Annotated in this window: 13 protein-coding genes; 1 reads left to right on the top strand and 12 read right to left on the bottom strand. The window is 52.7% G+C overall.

Annotation, left to right across the window (positions count from 1 at the left end):
* Positions 1–112 precede the first annotated feature (112 nt).
* Positions 113–2,353 (top strand): alpha-amylase family glycosyl hydrolase, encoded by a 2,241-nt coding sequence (locus tag LKD37_RS01230; RefSeq protein WP_302927585.1) that lies wholly within the window; start codon positions 113–115, stop codon positions 2,351–2,353.
* Positions 2,354–3,085: 732 nt separating this feature from the next.
* Here the strand turns inward: LKD37_RS01230 and LKD37_RS01225 are convergent.
* From LKD37_RS01225 to hydG, 12 genes are all read right to left on the bottom strand, one after another.
* Entirely contained in the window at positions 3,086–4,150 is a 1,065-nt protein-coding gene (locus LKD37_RS01225) for a DUF1214 domain-containing protein (RefSeq protein WP_302927584.1), read from the bottom strand.
* Positions 4,151–4,365: 215 nt separating this feature from the next.
* The gene (locus LKD37_RS01220) at positions 4,366–5,130 is read right to left on the bottom strand and encodes a YwaF family protein (RefSeq protein WP_302927583.1); all 765 of its coding nucleotides are present in this window, start codon (positions 5,128–5,130) and stop codon (positions 4,366–4,368) included.
* Positions 5,127–5,651, bottom strand: coding sequence for a YcxB family protein (locus LKD37_RS01215; RefSeq protein ID WP_302927582.1), 525 nt, complete (start codon positions 5,649–5,651; stop codon positions 5,127–5,129). Before LKD37_RS01215 ends, LKD37_RS01220 begins: the two co-directional genes overlap by 4 nt.
* Positions 5,652–5,736: 85 nt before the next feature.
* On the bottom strand, positions 5,737–6,303 hold the full coding sequence (locus tag LKD37_RS01210; protein WP_302927581.1) for a hypothetical protein: 567 nt from the start codon (positions 6,301–6,303) through the stop codon (positions 5,737–5,739).
* 132 nt (positions 6,304–6,435) lie between these two features.
* Entirely contained in the window at positions 6,436–7,656 is a 1,221-nt protein-coding gene (locus tag LKD37_RS17675) for a sensor histidine kinase (protein WP_302927580.1), read from the bottom strand.
* Positions 7,653–8,354: a response regulator transcription factor gene (locus LKD37_RS01200; protein ID WP_302927579.1), complete on the bottom strand. Its 702-nt coding sequence runs from the start codon at positions 8,352–8,354 to the stop codon at positions 7,653–7,655. The genes LKD37_RS17675 and LKD37_RS01200 overlap by 4 nt, the downstream gene beginning before the upstream one ends.
* A gap of 90 nt (positions 8,355–8,444) precedes the next feature.
* A complete protein-coding gene (locus tag LKD37_RS01195; protein WP_302927578.1) occupies positions 8,445–9,182 on the bottom strand; it encodes a hypothetical protein in 738 nt (245 codons plus the stop codon).
* 224 nt (positions 9,183–9,406) lie between these two features.
* Positions 9,407–10,003, bottom strand: coding sequence for a helix-turn-helix domain-containing protein (locus LKD37_RS01190; RefSeq protein WP_302927577.1), 597 nt, complete (start codon positions 10,001–10,003; stop codon positions 9,407–9,409).
* 68 nt (positions 10,004–10,071) lie between these two features.
* Positions 10,072–11,211 (bottom strand): DUF4317 domain-containing protein, encoded by a 1,140-nt coding sequence (locus LKD37_RS01185; protein WP_302927576.1) that lies wholly within the window; start codon positions 11,209–11,211, stop codon positions 10,072–10,074.
* Positions 11,212–11,339: 128 nt separating this feature from the next.
* Entirely contained in the window at positions 11,340–11,552 is a 213-nt protein-coding gene (locus LKD37_RS01180; RefSeq protein WP_256283904.1) for a helix-turn-helix transcriptional regulator, read from the bottom strand.
* Between the two features lie 378 nt (positions 11,553–11,930).
* On the bottom strand, positions 11,931–13,118 hold the full coding sequence (gene hydF / locus LKD37_RS01175; protein WP_302927575.1) for a [FeFe] hydrogenase H-cluster maturation GTPase HydF: 1,188 nt from the start codon (positions 13,116–13,118) through the stop codon (positions 11,931–11,933).
* 12 nt (positions 13,119–13,130) lie between these two features.
* Positions 13,131–14,579 (bottom strand): [FeFe] hydrogenase H-cluster radical SAM maturase HydG, encoded by a 1,449-nt coding sequence (gene hydG, locus LKD37_RS01170; RefSeq protein WP_349048697.1) that lies wholly within the window; start codon positions 14,577–14,579, stop codon positions 13,131–13,133.
* Positions 14,580–14,594 lie beyond the last annotated feature (15 nt).

Below are 14,594 nucleotides of genomic sequence, written 5' to 3'. Positions count from 1 at the left end.
TCTTCAACTGTCCTAATACCCGCGAGCCGCTTAAGTGTTCTCGCACGGCTTTCTTTGGTATATGGGAGATCACATGTACACATTTCCACCGAAACACAGAAAGGAGCTCAGTATGAAAAAAGCAAAACGTATTCTCGCCGTTGTTATAGTTGTCGCAATACTCATCTCGGTAAAGGTGTCTTCTGCGAGCGCCTCGGTAGATGCCGCAGTGCATACGCCATATTCACAAAACACAAGCACGCTCAGCAACGATTATCTTGGTCCGGTAACATCTAAGGATGTAATTTATCAGATCATTACAGACAGGTTTTATGATGGAGATACATCCAACAACATCCCCAGCGGCTTTAATCCAAGTCTTTTTGACGGAACCGGCACCGATATCAGGCTATATCAGGGTGGAGACTGGAAGGGAATCATTGACAAGATCCCATATTTGAAGAGCATGGGCATTACGGCTGTATGGATTTCAGCTCCTTATGAAAACCGAGATACCGTTACCGACGACGGTTGGACCAGCTATCATGGATATCACGCCAGAAACTACTTTACAACCAATAAGCACTATGGTACAATGGCCGATTTCACGGACATGAAGAATGCGCTGACAGGCGCAGGAATTAAGTTGGTAATTGACTTTGTTTCCAACCATTCTAGTGACAGCCGATATGACGGACGCCTCTATGAGCCTGATAAGGACGCGAGTGGAATCTACACATTTGATAGTAACGGCGATCCAATCGACTACAACAACGATGGGCAAATTGAAAACCTAGTTGCAGATCCTAACAATGATACAAACGGCTGGTTCCACCATCTTGGTGACCGCGGAACCGACAACTCTACCTTTGGTTACCGCTTTAAAGAACTGGCAAATCTAGCAGACTACTCTCAGGAAAATGCACAGGTCGCAGCATATTTAGAGGAGGCAATGAAGTTTTGGGCCTCTAAAGGCATTAGTGGCATACGTCACGATGCGACACTGCACATGAATCCTGCATTTGTGAAAAATGCAAAAGACGCTGTCGATTCTGTAAGTGGTCCGCTATCCCACTTTGGTGAGTTCTTTATTGGTAAGCCAGATAGCAAATACTCAGAATATGCCAGTTTTCCAGACAGAACCGGTGTAAATGATCTTGATTTTGAGTTCTATAATACAGTAGATAGTACATTTGGAAACTTCTCGCAGAACATGACAGCTTTTGCTGAGATGCTTGTATACACTGCGAACGATTATACCTATGAAAACCAAGCAGTGACCTTTATTGACAATCACGATGTGACACGTTTCCGATTCATTCAGCAAGATGACAGGCCCTACCATGCTGCGATTGCCGCCTTGATGACATGTCGCGGCATTCCTAACATTTACTACGGTACAGAGCAATACCTCAGCGCAGCGGACAGCGGAGCCGGGCGCATCTACATGGGGGCTGTATCCAACTTCGGGCAAACAACAGCCACACAGTTGATCAAAGCGCTGTCTGATTTACGGCAAGAGAATGATGCATTGGCATATGGAACCACTCAGATACTCTATTCTTCTGCAGATGTGATTGTCTACTCCAGACAGTTTTTCAGCAAACAAGTCGTTGTTGCCATCAATCGGCATCCAACCCAAGCTTATGCGATCCCTTCTCTGGTTACTTCACTCCCCAATGGTACTTACAGCGATGTCTTAAGTGGGCTACTCTATGGTGAAGGCATAACTGTAAGCAATGGCACCATCCCAAGTTTTACTCTTACTGGCGGTGAAGTTTGCGTGTGGTCGCACAATCCCGTGATGGATCCTGATATTCCCTGTATCGGAGATGTAATCTCAACGATGGGCAGAGCCGGTAATACTGTCTATATTTACGGACGCGGCTTAGGTGGTACCCCTACGGTCAAGTTTGGTTCAGCAGTTGCCACGGTGGTGTCCTCATCTGACACATTGATTGAGGTGCTTGTTCCCGGCAGTGCCACAGTGGGCGAAAACACCATTACCGTAACAAAAGGTTCTAATGTCAGCAATGGATTCAAATATACTGTTCTATCCGGGGATCCCAATCAGGTGATCTTCCATGTTAACGCAAGCACAAATTACGGAGAAACGATTCACATTGTTGGCTCCATTCCAGAACTGGGCAGTTGGGACACGAACAAATGCACCGAGGCCATGATGTGTCCAAATTATCCAGAGTGGTTCCTTCATGTAAGCGTGCCTGCCGGAACGACGTTTTCTTTTAAGTTTATCAAGAAGGACGCCAATGGGAATGTCACCTGGGAGCACTCGCCAAACAGAGTCTTTACCTCTTCGAGCAGTCTAACGGGAACTGCAGATACTCCAGTATACACTTGGGGCAGCAACTAGTGTTTTATGCCGAAACAACAATTCCACGGCTTTTAGCAGTTCTGATGTTTGCAACTGCCAGCGCAACTGAACCCACCCGTGATTTCTGTGGATTATTCCCCTGCATATTGCCAAATATGCCGCAAGCAGGGGCAATTACAGCACAGAACCGGGACTTCCTCTCTGCGCCGTACCCCTTTGACCACATATTTGCCCACAGGCAGCGAAAAGCCGCCCCGCCTGGGATTTTAGCATGGAAATAATATCATCGATATCGATTGCGGCTGCGGGAATCGGCACTCGGAGCACCGCCGGCCGGCCTGTCTGAGACTGGATGACATGGAGGGGATCTATGTGGGGAATTCCGCTGAACAAACGACTGCCGGATCGCCAGAGTTCCTCCCGCACTATGAGAAGGATCTGCCGACGTCATTGCTGCACGCGCTGGAGGAATACAAGCGCAGCTGCGGGAAAATGTGTCCTGCCTCGATTGCCTGTGAGGAGAGCTCTACGGCAGCATCAACGCCTGCCAATGGGGCCGGTCGATCACCAAGCAGGAAGCAGAATACCTGAGGGAGAAATACCTGTAAGCGCGGATTCTTAGACTACACCGCTGCGCAGGGGATAGAGCGTCACTCTGATGCGACACAAGACGATGCTTCAAAAGCGGAAAGCGAGAAAAAGCTGCCGGGGAGTTGCGCTCCCCGGTAGCTTTTGTGTCTATGAAAGGGCGGCTTTCAAACGAGGTTCCCTTTAGCCGATCGCCGTGATGGTCGGCGCTGTCCAGGTCTTGAGCGCCTCCATATCCGGCGTATAGATACACATAAAGAGGTGGAAGCCGCCGTCCGAGACCGGGAGCCAGTTCGTCGTGTCCTCCGGCGCGTCCTTCGACAAGATCACATCCACAGAGCCGTCGTCATTCCGCTTCAGCCCCGAGCGGTCGTTGATGCAGTAGCGGTCGATGGGGTTGTCGATAAGGAAATCGTCATCGCCGTATGCGGTAACCGACCAGAAGCCGCCATCAAGAACCTGCGGATCGCTCTCAAAGTGGAGCAGATAGGACTTCTCGCCCGTCAGGGGATTCCCGTCAGCGTCCTTATCCGTCTTGTGATACAGGGCGATCTCCACGGTATTTGCCCCAAGCCCGGCGATCGCCACCAGCGCACGACAGGCATATTCCGTACCGAAATCCCCGATCGGCGCGCCGAAATAGCTCCACTGACCCAGCTTGTTGGAATACTTCATGCCCTCTGCCGCAAGCTTCGGCCGAAGACCCTGAAGCATCTCCTGCCAGCTTGTCTGCACATCCCCGGTCAGAACGGCTGCGTCAAATTTCATACCGGGGCCAACGCCGACTGCCGCGAGCTTTTCCAGCAGCTCTGCGTCGGCAGCGGACGGCGGGTTGCTCTCCATCAGCGCGTTTGCCTTGCTGAAGAATGTGACCGGGTCCAGCGAGAGGACCTTATTGACGGGAACATAGTTGTTTTCTTCCTGATAGCTTCCCTTCGGGGGCTGATACGCCTCTCCGCTCAGGTAGGCGGACAGCGGCAGGAGCTTCATGCCCGCCTGAATGGCATAGACATTCGGAAGATCCGCCTCGCCGGAGAGCACGGTTCTGGTGATGGACCACGCCATAGCGGTAGGAACATCGATGCGGGTCACGTCCTCCGGCAGGTCACCGCTCCAATTTGCGCGCGTGATCGCATAGGCTCCGGCACGGTCGAGGACAGCGGCGGTGAAACGCTGGAGATCATAGATCACAGCCCGGAGATCGACACGGATCTGAAGATCATCTGCTTCCCCACCTTCAAGGGACATTGCGGCTGCATCCTCTTCAAGCAGGCGGAAATTCAAACGATGCGCGTTGAAAAGCCGGGCGGCAAGAGCGAAATGAGATGCTGAACGGCGGGGGAGTGTATTGTCAGTACCCGATTTGAACGAGGCCTGCAACGCTCTGGCCGCCGCGTTTTATCTTTGATTGGTATGCAGCAATGTCTTATCCTCCTGTTTTTGCGCTGTGGGACTTATCCAATTTATGAAAAAGGCACTTCTTCCGCTCCTCGCGTCAGGCGGGACAACGCACAGACCGCGTACATATAGCCTGCAAGGAACAGCGGTGCCGGCAGTCCGTAAAGCAGCGGCGCCGGGATGATGCGCCAAAACAGCTTGAGCACGCCGATCTCCGCGCCGTAGGTGAAGAAGTAGTTTGCCTCCGGGCAGAGCGTGAGGCGTAACAGGAGATTGATAAGGTGCGCACCTACGGCAAGCAAACCAAAGGTCTTGAGGATCCGCGGGATATCCTTGGGGTCGGGGCGGTAAAAGCCCAGCGTCGCCAGACTCAGGCCGCAGACAACAAGGAGAGCGTGGGTCACATAGTAGCCGAAAATTCGCGGCATTAACAGCGAAAAGCCGGAGAACAGCGGCTCCGGGAAGAGCAGCGCCATCAGTGCGCCAAAGGGCGCTACAAAGAAGGAAAAGCCCATGATCGAGCGGTTTCTCTTCCACACGCCCAGCGGGATCAGGAACAGATTGATGTTGCACAGGTGCAGCGGCAGCTCATTGAAAATGTTGAAGCCGTTGGGATAGTACGCACGGATATACGCTGCGTCCATGGACAGTGAGAGCTTGTAGCCGGCAAACAGCGCGAGATTAAAAAAGCAAACGCCGATCAGATACCGGGAGCGCCGTGCTTCCGGTTTTCCGCGCAGCAGCAAGAATATGAGCAGCACCGCCGTTGCCGTAAGCAAAAGCAGAAGCAAATGCGGCCCGCGAAAGGGCGTAATAGAAAATTCGTTCATTTCACACGCCGGAACGTCTTTCCGGTCTTCTCCTCAAGGAATCGCTTGAATTCCTCCACCGTCCCGCCGGTAAGAGTACGCTTGTCCAGAGGCTGCGCATAGCGTTTTTTCATCAGAAAGATGATGTAGTCCTGCGACTCAGCCAGTGCGTCGATCAGCTCATAGCGGAACGTGGAGGTGGTGGCCGCCGTAACGACGGTATAGGAATCCTCGCCGAATGCGACATGATATTCCTTTGTGCCCGCCAGCGCGTTTTTGCGGGCGATCATGCCATTGAATCGGTCCTGAAACAGCAGAACGGACAGCAGCATCACCTCTGCCAGCAGGGAAGTCACCGTTCTGACATCAAGCGCAAAAGGCTCTCCATCGAATGGAATCAGCAGCAATGCGTTGAATAAAAAGACGCTCCAGCCGAAGATGGCCCAAAGAATGTTTCTCTTTCGCCGCAGCACCCTGCGCATCGCGCGGGCGGCTACGGTCATAGATCGATTTGTGATATTGCTGTGAATTTCAAATGTCATGCATTTTCTCCGTTGTAAGTAATTCTGCAACCGCAGGGCGTTGGGGGCCTTGCAGCTGCTGCCGGGCAGCGCGGCGGGCGCTCGTTCATCGCGTCAGCCGCATCTCATTCTCAAACTGCTCCATGGCCTCCTGCCGGCTGGGGACTTGTGCAAGCGTACAGGAAAACGGCTGGCCGAACAGGGGTTGGGACAGTGTCTCCGCCCAATGCGTCAGCACCTCCGGAGTGAGGGGGCGCTCCTCCCGGAGAAAGATCACCCCATAATAGGGCGGTACAGACGGGGAAAGCAGCTGTGTCAGCGGGACGCCGCTCCGGACGGAGGCGTTGCAGAAATGCATCTCCGGTGAAAAAAGCGGATAGTACAGCGCCCCGACGAACCAGTCCTGTTCACCGCTTCTGAGCCGCCTTGCCTGCTCCAGAAAGTGCGGAAGATCCGGGTTATCCGGCTCCACAAACTCACCGTCCAGAATGGTCTGGTGAAGGGCAGGGAGGTTATGGAAATCAAAGTGGAAAAAGGGCGCCTTTCCTGCCTCGTCCTCGGAAAGAGAAAACTCCGCCACATGGAAAGGTTCCCAGTCCTTACAGCAGCGGTAATAGCCCCACCAGTAGTTCCAGTCATAAATATGCAGATATTTTTTTGCTTTGCAGTCCATAGATGTACTCCATTCTGACAATGTGGGCACAAGAGGAAATCACGGGAAACTCTCCGCCCGGCACCAGCAAAGATTCTTTCCAGGCCCGTCCTTTTTGCAAGAGGGACGCTCAAAGGCGGCGCGGTGATCTTCTTATTTGCTCACCGGAATGGAGATCTCGAAAACAGCGCCGGTGTCCCCGTTGCGGGCGCGGATGGTTCCCTTGTGCAGGTGGATGATCTCCCGGGTCAGCGCAAGGCCGATGCCGGATTTTCCGCTTTTGCCCATGTAAAAGCGGTCGAAGATGCGGGGAAGATCTTCCTCGGCGATGCCGTCCCCGTCGTCCTGTATGCGTATCGTCACCTGCCGCCTGTCTGCGCGGCAGGTCAGGCGCAGCTCGCTGCGGGCATAGCGCAATCCGTTGGTCAGGATATTCGTGACCGCCCTGCGCATCTGCGTGTCATCGCATTTGACCATGATGGGTTCTTCAGGGAATTCCGGCACGATGGCGATACCGCCGCTGACGACTGTCGGCTCCACGGCGCGTATGCTGTCGTATAGCAGCTCCCGAATATCCATCTCGGAAAAGGCAAGCAGCTGCCGCCCCATATCGATTTTCGAGATGTCCAGGAGCTCTTCCACCAGCTCCGTCATGCGGTCGCTTTCCTCCAGGATCACCTCCGCAGCGCCGCCCGCATCCATGACGCCCGCCTGTATTCCCTCCGCATAGCCCTGTATCGCCATAAGCGGCGTTTTCAGCTCGTGGGAGGCATTCTGGAAGAAGGTCTGCTGCCGCTCCGCTTCCTTTTCAATATCCCGACCGAAGCGGAACCCCAGCAGGCACATGACGGAGGAGATCGCCAGCAGCACCGCAAAGAACGCCCAATTCAGCGTCACGATATAGCGGGTGATGGGCCCGATGTCTATGTACATGATATAGGCGTATGGCTTTTCCCAATCGTCCTGCTCCTCCTGCACGGACATGAAGATCAGGTGATGCCTGTCCGTTTTGAAGGTATAGCATTGGTTGAGCGATAGATCCCGCCCCTTGCAGTATTCCAGCAGTTTTTTCTCCAGGCGATATGCGTCCCTGTTCCAACCGCTTGATTGATTGACATGATCCAACTCTAAAAATACGATGCTTGGCGTAAGGAAGTGCTCCTCCGTGTCATTCCATTCATCGTCAAAAAAGGATTCATCGTCGGTATAGGGGATGGTGCGGTTCTGGTACTGTGCCTCGCTGATGAGCGCCTTTTTTGCCTCACGTACAAAGTGTGCGGGTATGATGAGGTTCACCGCCAGCATGAACAGTGCAAAGAGCAGCAGAGCCGAGCAAAGGATCAGATACACGATCCGCAGCTTGATGTTTTTCACGTGCGCTCTGCCCCCTTCAGCTTATAACCAAAGCCCCAGATGGTGCTTACGCTGACGTTGCTGCCCGCTTGCAGCAGCTTTTTTCGGATGCGGCGCAGCGTTTCATCGGTCACGCGGGTCTCCACCTCCGAGTCGAAGCCCCACACCGCGCTGAGCAGCTCCTCGCGGGAATAGGCCTTTTCCGGCTGCTTCATCATATAGCTGAGCAGCCGCAGCTCGGTCTGGGTCAGCGCCACGATCGTGCTTCCGCAAAAGACGGCGTTTTCCGTAGCGGAATAGCGGATATCCCCGTAGCGCAGCTCATCCTCTGCCGCCGCTGTTTTTCCTCGATCCATCTCCACGCGGCGCAGCAGCGCCTTCACCTTCATCAGCAATATCGTCGGACGGAAGGGCTTGGTGAGATAATCGTCGCTGCCCTGACTGATGCCCATGACGTAGTCCAGCTCGCTGTCCTTGGCCGTAAGAAGGATGATGGGAATATCGGAAACAGAGCGAAGCTCCCGGCACACGGCAAGTCCGTCCGTGCCGGGCATCATGATATCCAGGATCACCAACTCCGCGGGCTCCTGACGAAACGCCTCCAGCAGCGCGTCACCGCTTTCAAAGGAGCGCACGGTATAGCCGTCGCTTGTAAGGAAGCTGTGCAGCAACTCCCGTATGCTCTTTTCATCGTCCGCCAGATAAATGGTATGTCCCATGCGTCCTCCTTGCAAGCAGCGCCAAATGCTGCGCGTGGGCGCAGCATCGGCAGGATGTTGATTTTATACTATCAGAAAACCGCCTTTCCGTCAAAGGGGGCAGATGCCGCTTTCGCAGCCGGTGTTGCCCCAGATGGAATTGTACAGCTCGCACAGTCGGCTGTCGATCTCCGTAAGACGGTTGTAGTCGGCGATCAGCGCGTCCTTTTCCGCGTCGGTCAGGAAGCTCAGGCTGCGGATGAAGGCTGCCTCATCGTAGTTGTCGAAGTCGTAGTCGTCCGGAAGATTGAAGTACGCTTCATCTACCTTGTCCCACAGGTCGGCGTGCTTTTCGCAGACGCGGTCATACTCCTGCTCCAGAGTGTCGATCTCATCCAGCACCTTGGGGTCGGCCTTTTCCAGCGCCTTTTCATAGAGCGGCATATTGTCGCAGGCGGGCAGCTGAGCGTACAGTGCCTCCATCTGGGCATCCAGTTCGTTCAGCTCCTTGATGTCTGCCAGAAGCGTTTCCTTCTCCGCTTCGGTCAGGGCATTGGTGCTGCGGATAAACGCCGCCTCGTCAAAGTCTGTGAAGTCATAGTCGTCAGGCAGGGCGTTGCAGATTTCGTCCAGCTTTTCCCACAGCGCTGCGTTTCTCTGGAAGATGGCGTCGCTCTTCTCTTCCACCGCCTCGATCTGCTCCCAGATGGCATCCTCGTTCTCGGTTGCAATTTTAGTAACAGGCTCCATTGGTGCGGATGTGGCGGCAAAGGCGGAGGTCGCTGTGCCGATGACCGTTACCATCAATGCCAATGCCAGTGCAAAGCTCAAAACCGTTTTCTTTTTCATGGTATGTTACGCTCCTTTTTTAATCGTTTTGGTTGGGTGTCAACCTTGATTGTAGTATACAGGAGAGCGCCAAATACTTCCCCCGCAAAAGTGCATGGAAAGTGTCACAAAAGTGCAACGAGACCAGCCCGGAAAATGAACGAAAGCCCGCTCCACGCCTCAAGGGCAGAAACGGGCGGACGTTCTTATTCTGATTTCACTTCGCGCATCAAGATGGACCTCATTCATATATTTCCCGGTCCGTTTGGAAAGGCAAGCCATTTTGCACCGTAAAAATCAAAGTAGAAGCGCTGCCCCACCTCGTTTTCCACAAAGCGTCTTTTAATATGATACCAACCGCGAAGCTCATCTCGCAGGGCGGCGTCCATGGAGATTGGCTCCACCCATACGCAGTCGTACCCGGTAAGCTCGTCCCTTCTCAACGGCATGGTTACTGCCGCGCCGGGTGTTGCAAAGGCCGGAGGCAGAACATACACTTCGGCTGCATCTGCCAGCGACAGACGCATCCCGCTTGCAAAGAGAAGCTCTCCTTCTATCGCATTCACCATTGCCCAGCCATATCGGCTTGAGAAGACGGGTGTATCATGAAAAGCCGGCAGAGCTTCCGGCGGAATCGGCTGAAGCATATCTGCCCGATGATATCGAGCTTCCGGAAGGCCCAGAAGAAAGTCCACGCTCACGCCGTAAAGCTCGGACATCTGAATCAGGGATTCCACAGAAGGGTTCTTCCTTTCGCCCTCCCACGCGCTCAATGTCGGCTGCGAAACGCCAAGCATTTTGGCTGCCGCCGTTAGCGTAATCCTTTTCTGTTTTCTTGCCAATCTATATCGCCGAGCCGTAAAAATACCCCCTTCGGCATACCGTAAAGCTTCGCTGCGCGCATTGTCGGTTATTCTTTGTCCCTATTGACATTGACGGCAACTCCGTTGAATTCCAAATGATCTTCTACCGGAACGATTAACACCTTTTGACCGTCGATGACCTTCGCTTCCACAAGATGGCTGTATTCAGGATCAATAGAGAGTGATACCTTCTCCGTTTTCAGCTCCACTTTCTTTGCATCAATCAGGTTGGCCGGATTGAGAACGGCGCCTGCGCCGAACCGTTCCCCACAGGCAGCTTGAAAAGCTTCCGACTGTTCCTCCGAAGCACCGCAATCCAAAATAATCTTGCTCACTTCACAGGGGCTGACAGTCAGCGGCTCCGGATCCTTCGTCTCCCGATGCTTTTCAATCATTGCGGCAAGCTGACCGTGGATTGCCTGCATAATCTCAAGACTGCAGGCGCTGCCCAACGACTCGGAAAGAGCGGCCTCAAAGGCCTCCCGCTGTTCTGCGGCCGACATGGGCAAATCGGTATGGAATACTGCGTCGATAAACTCCTGATGCAGTTCTCCCTCTTTGCGGGAATAAAACAGTGCATTGTAGATGTTGGCACTGCGGTTATCAAAGGCCGGGAACAGGAAGCCTATCTCCGGTGCAGCAACAGTTTGACTGGCGGCACAATGAAACTCATTGTCTCCGGAGAAATAGCCCAATTCCGTTTTTCCCGTTTTAACCGGGCAGACCGCACACAGAATATAGGAAAAGACCTCCTCCGATTCCTCGACTCGCATGGCGTCGCGATTTCGACGGGGTACATCATAGCTGTCGCTTGCCAGCAGCAACAGATAATTGTTCTCGCCCATGTCCAACGATTGAATGACTTTCTGATAAAATGCCTGCCGCACCCGAGCATCCTGCGCACCGGATGTGCGCAGGTCCATCAACATTCTGTGTTCTTCCCCCGTCATGACCTGCTGGGTGGAAAACACAATATCGATCAAGTTTTTTCCGAGTGCTCCTGACAGTGCCTTTTTCAGCAGGCTGAGGTATTTCTCGGCTTCCTCCTGTGTCATCATGCCAAGCGACTCGTCCAAATCGGTTATAATCTCCTTATTGCTATTGACAAAACAGCCGTAAATACGACTGATGGCATTTTTATCCGGCTTCCAGCGGCGTCGCAGCTCGTTGAGTTCTTTTTGGTTCATTGGTTTTAACAGACCTTTCATTATGATATTTGGTTGGTAGCATTGTGGCAGTTCAGATACATGTTCGGCTTTTCACCGTACTTGACATTCCGCACCAGCGCAATGTCTGTATCTGAGGGTCATTTCTTTTACGACAGGCGGCCAACCTCTTCACAAGAGAATTCCAAATGATGCTCTTCACAGTATCTGCAGATCACGAGAAGCATCATTTTTGTCGGAAGTGACCTCCCGTTTTCCCATCGGTTTACGGAGGTATAGCTGACACCCAATTCTTTGGCAAGCTGAGTCTGGGACAGCCTCCGTTCACTGCGCAGTTTCAGAATCGCATCTGCAAAGGTCATTTGCTTCACCTCTCTTATGTAGCACAGTATAGCATATTATGCCTTCACTAAGCAAGCCCGGAATTGTACATCCCATTCAACAAACAACGGGAGTGTTAGTTCAAAAAATTAGAGTTGACTACGTATCCTTCCATACCAAAGTTTTCGTTATAGCCACACAGAGCATAGTCTTCGAAGGTCATCTCGGAAATCTCCGGCGACAAGGAGCTGAACAAGCCCGCACGCATAGCCGCAGGGAATCTGCGGCGGTTTCTTCGCGATCATTATCAAAAGGTATCTGCGGCGAAATCGCCAATATTGGGTGGTTTCAAGAAAAATAACGAACAAGTGAGACATTGCTCCACGCTTGTTCTTTTAGTTTGGCAATGAGTGATTTCTTTACACTTGACAGATATGGAAAACCGAAAGAGCTCTTTCGAGTATCCCGTGCATCTTCGCTATGGCAATACCATAGTTCGTAACACTGACTCCCTCTATTTCACAGTTGTCAAGCCTGCCCGAAAGTTCCCGGGCGTTAAGCATACATCCGCCACAATGAACAACCAGAGCAATCCCCGAAATATCCTTTGGGAATTCACCGCCGGAGGTGAAGCGGAAGTTCAACTCCTTGCCCGTGTATTTTTTCAGCCAGGCGGGCAGCTTGACGGTGCCGATATCCCCGCACTGGCGATGGTGGGTGCAGCCCTCGCTGATAAGTACGGTGTCGCCGTCTTTAAGACGATCGATCGCATCGCTCCCTCGAATGAGTTGTTCGAAATCCCCCCTGTACCTTGCGAAAAGAATTGAAAATGAAGTCAAAGCGATGCCTTTCGGCACAACAGAATCGACGTAGCCAAACACCTGCGAGTCGCAAACGATCATCCTCGGCGGCTCCTTTAACAGGTCAAGTGAAGAAGCGAGCTTGTCCGGCTGAGCGACCATGCAGATACCCCCGATATCCAGAATGTCGCGTATCGTCTGCTGCTGGGGAAGTATCAGCCTTCCCTTCGGGGCGGACTCGTCTATCGGAGTGACGAGAATGACGGTATCGCCCTTTTTCAGAAGATCCGAAACGATCCTTTTCTCCGCCCTTACCGCCGGTATGCTCGCGGCGATACGCCTTTTTAGCTCATTAATGTTTTTCCCCGTTTTTGCGCTGACAAAAAGCACATCGCTGCCATCGGCATCTGTGTCGTCAAGGTCACATTTGTTTCTGACAAGAATATACGGTATGCCCTCTTCCCTGACCTTTTTAATGAAGCCCTCGGTCTCTGCATTTTTTTCGGAAGCATCCGTAACAATAACCGCAATATCGGTTTTTCTCAGCATCTGCATCGTTCGCTCGATGCGGAGCCTGCCGAGCTCCGTCCCGTCGTCGAGGCCGGGGGTGTCTATGATGACGACAGGGCCTAAGGGCAGCAGCTCCATGGCCTTCTGTACGGGGTCGGTCGTTGTTCCCCTCGTATCGGAAACGATGGAGAGCTTCTGACCGGTCAAAGCGTTTACAAGGCTCGATTTTCCGCTGTTGACGGTTCCGAAAAAGCCTATATGGAGCCTTTGAGCGCTTACAGTAGAGTTAAGATCCATGACGCGCCTCCATTAAAATCTGAAATCTCTCTTGTCCGAGGATTTGATTCTCTCGATATTTTCCGCTGCGATGCGTCTGATCTTTTCCTTAGGTATCTTTTCGAGCTCCCTTTCTATAAGGTCGAAGCCGAGCCTTTTTGTCTCGGGGGTTGCGTAATCGACAAGGTATTCAGCAAGCGTCATCAGCGCGTTGGGGTGGCAGCAGTTGAGTATCTGCCCTGATTTGCACAGGCTCATGAAGCGGTCGCCCGTTCTGCCCTCGCGGTAGCAGGCAGTGCAGAACGACGGGATGTGTTCAAGCTCCATCAGCCATCTGACGACCTCGTCGAGTGTGCGCTGGTCTGACACATCAAACTGTTCGCTGTCGTGCGGGCGTTCGTCCTCGGTATAGCCGCCGACGGAGGTGCGAGAAGCGCCGCTTATCTGTGAGATACCCAGCGTGAGCAATTTTTCTCTCACGGCCTCGCTCTCACGGGTGGATATTATCATGCCGGTGTACGGCACGGCGATGCGTATGCAGGCGGTTATTTTTGCAAAAAGCTCGTCCGACAGGCTGTTTTCAAACGAGTCGGGGTCGATGTCGTCGGCGCGCTTTATCCTCGGCACGCTTATCGTGTGCGGTCCGACGCCGTGAACGGCCTCAAGGTGCTCGGCGTGCATCAGCAGGCCTGCAAACTCGTACTGATAGCCCTCCAGCCCGAAAAGTACGCCCAGCCCCACATCATCTATGCCGCCCTCCATGGCGCGGTCCATAGCCTCGGTGTGGTAGTCGTAATCATGCTTAGGCCCCGTTGGGTGAAGCTCAAGATAACTTGCTTTGTTGTATGTCTCCTGGAAGAGAATGTAGGTGCCGATCCCAGCCTCCTTCAGCTTTCGGTAATTTTCAACTGTCGTCGCCGCGATATTCACATTCACTCTGCGAATATCGCCATTCTTATGGTGAACGGAATAGATCGTCTTAATGCTTTCGAGGATGTATTCTATCGGATTATGCACGGGATCTTCTCCCGCTTCTATTGCAAGGCGTTTATGTCCCATGTCCTGAAGAGCAATGACCTCATCCCGAATTTCCCGTTGAGTAAGCTTCTTCCTCGCAATGCTCTTGTTCTTGAGGTGGTACGGACAGTAGACACAACCGTTAACGCAGTAGTTGGAAAGATAAAGCGGAGCAAACATAACTATGCGGTTGCCGTAAAAAGAAAGCTTGATTTCGTTTGCAAGCTTGTATATCTCCTCGATCTTTTCGGGGATATCGCAAGCGAGAAGCACCGATGCCTCCCTGTGCGTCAAGCCCGGGCAATGCATGATTCTACCATCGGCGTAATGTTTAGGCCTTGCTTTTTCAAGTATGCTGTCAATCAGCTCAATGTTGTTTTTGTTGGCTTTCGCATACTGGAGAGTTTCGAGGATCTCGTCATGATTGATGAATTCCTCCGCTGATAATGATTCGGGATTGTAAATAGCCATATTGTTTCC

Origin of the sequence: Brotocaccenecus cirricatena (assembly GCF_020687045.1) — a bacterium.
GTDB lineage: Bacteria > Bacillota > Clostridia > Oscillospirales > Oscillospiraceae > Vescimonas > Vescimonas cirricatena.
The sequence above is the reverse complement of the archived record's forward strand: the minus strand, read 5'-3'. Positions and strand labels throughout refer to the sequence as shown.

Bases quoted from the DNA above. Each gene is read 5' to 3' on its own strand.
- LKD37_RS01230 (WP_302927585.1), top strand. From the start codon at position 113: ATGAAAAAAGCAAAACGTATTCTCGCCGTTGTTATAGTTGTCGCAATA.
- LKD37_RS01225 (WP_302927584.1), bottom strand. From the start codon at position 4,150: ATGTCCCTTGAAGGTGGGGAAGCAGATGATCTTCAGATCCGTGTCGAT.
- LKD37_RS01220 (WP_302927583.1), bottom strand. From the start codon at position 5,130: ATGAACGAATTTTCTATTACGCCCTTTCGCGGGCCGCATTTGCTTCTG.
- LKD37_RS01215 (WP_302927582.1), bottom strand. From the start codon at position 5,651: ATGACATTTGAAATTCACAGCAATATCACAAATCGATCTATGACCGTA.
- LKD37_RS01210 (WP_302927581.1), bottom strand. From the start codon at position 6,303: ATGGACTGCAAAGCAAAAAAATATCTGCATATTTATGACTGGAACTAC.
- LKD37_RS01200 (WP_302927579.1), bottom strand. From the start codon at position 8,354: ATGGGACATACCATTTATCTGGCGGACGATGAAAAGAGCATACGGGAG.
- LKD37_RS01195 (WP_302927578.1), bottom strand. From the start codon at position 9,182: ATGAAAAAGAAAACGGTTTTGAGCTTTGCACTGGCATTGGCATTGATG.
- LKD37_RS01185 (WP_302927576.1), bottom strand. From the start codon at position 11,211: ATGAACCAAAAAGAACTCAACGAGCTGCGACGCCGCTGGAAGCCGGAT.
- LKD37_RS01180 (WP_256283904.1), bottom strand. From the start codon at position 11,552: ATGACCTTTGCAGATGCGATTCTGAAACTGCGCAGTGAACGGAGGCTG.
- hydF (WP_302927575.1), bottom strand. From the start codon at position 13,118: ATGGATCTTAACTCTACTGTAAGCGCTCAAAGGCTCCATATAGGCTTT.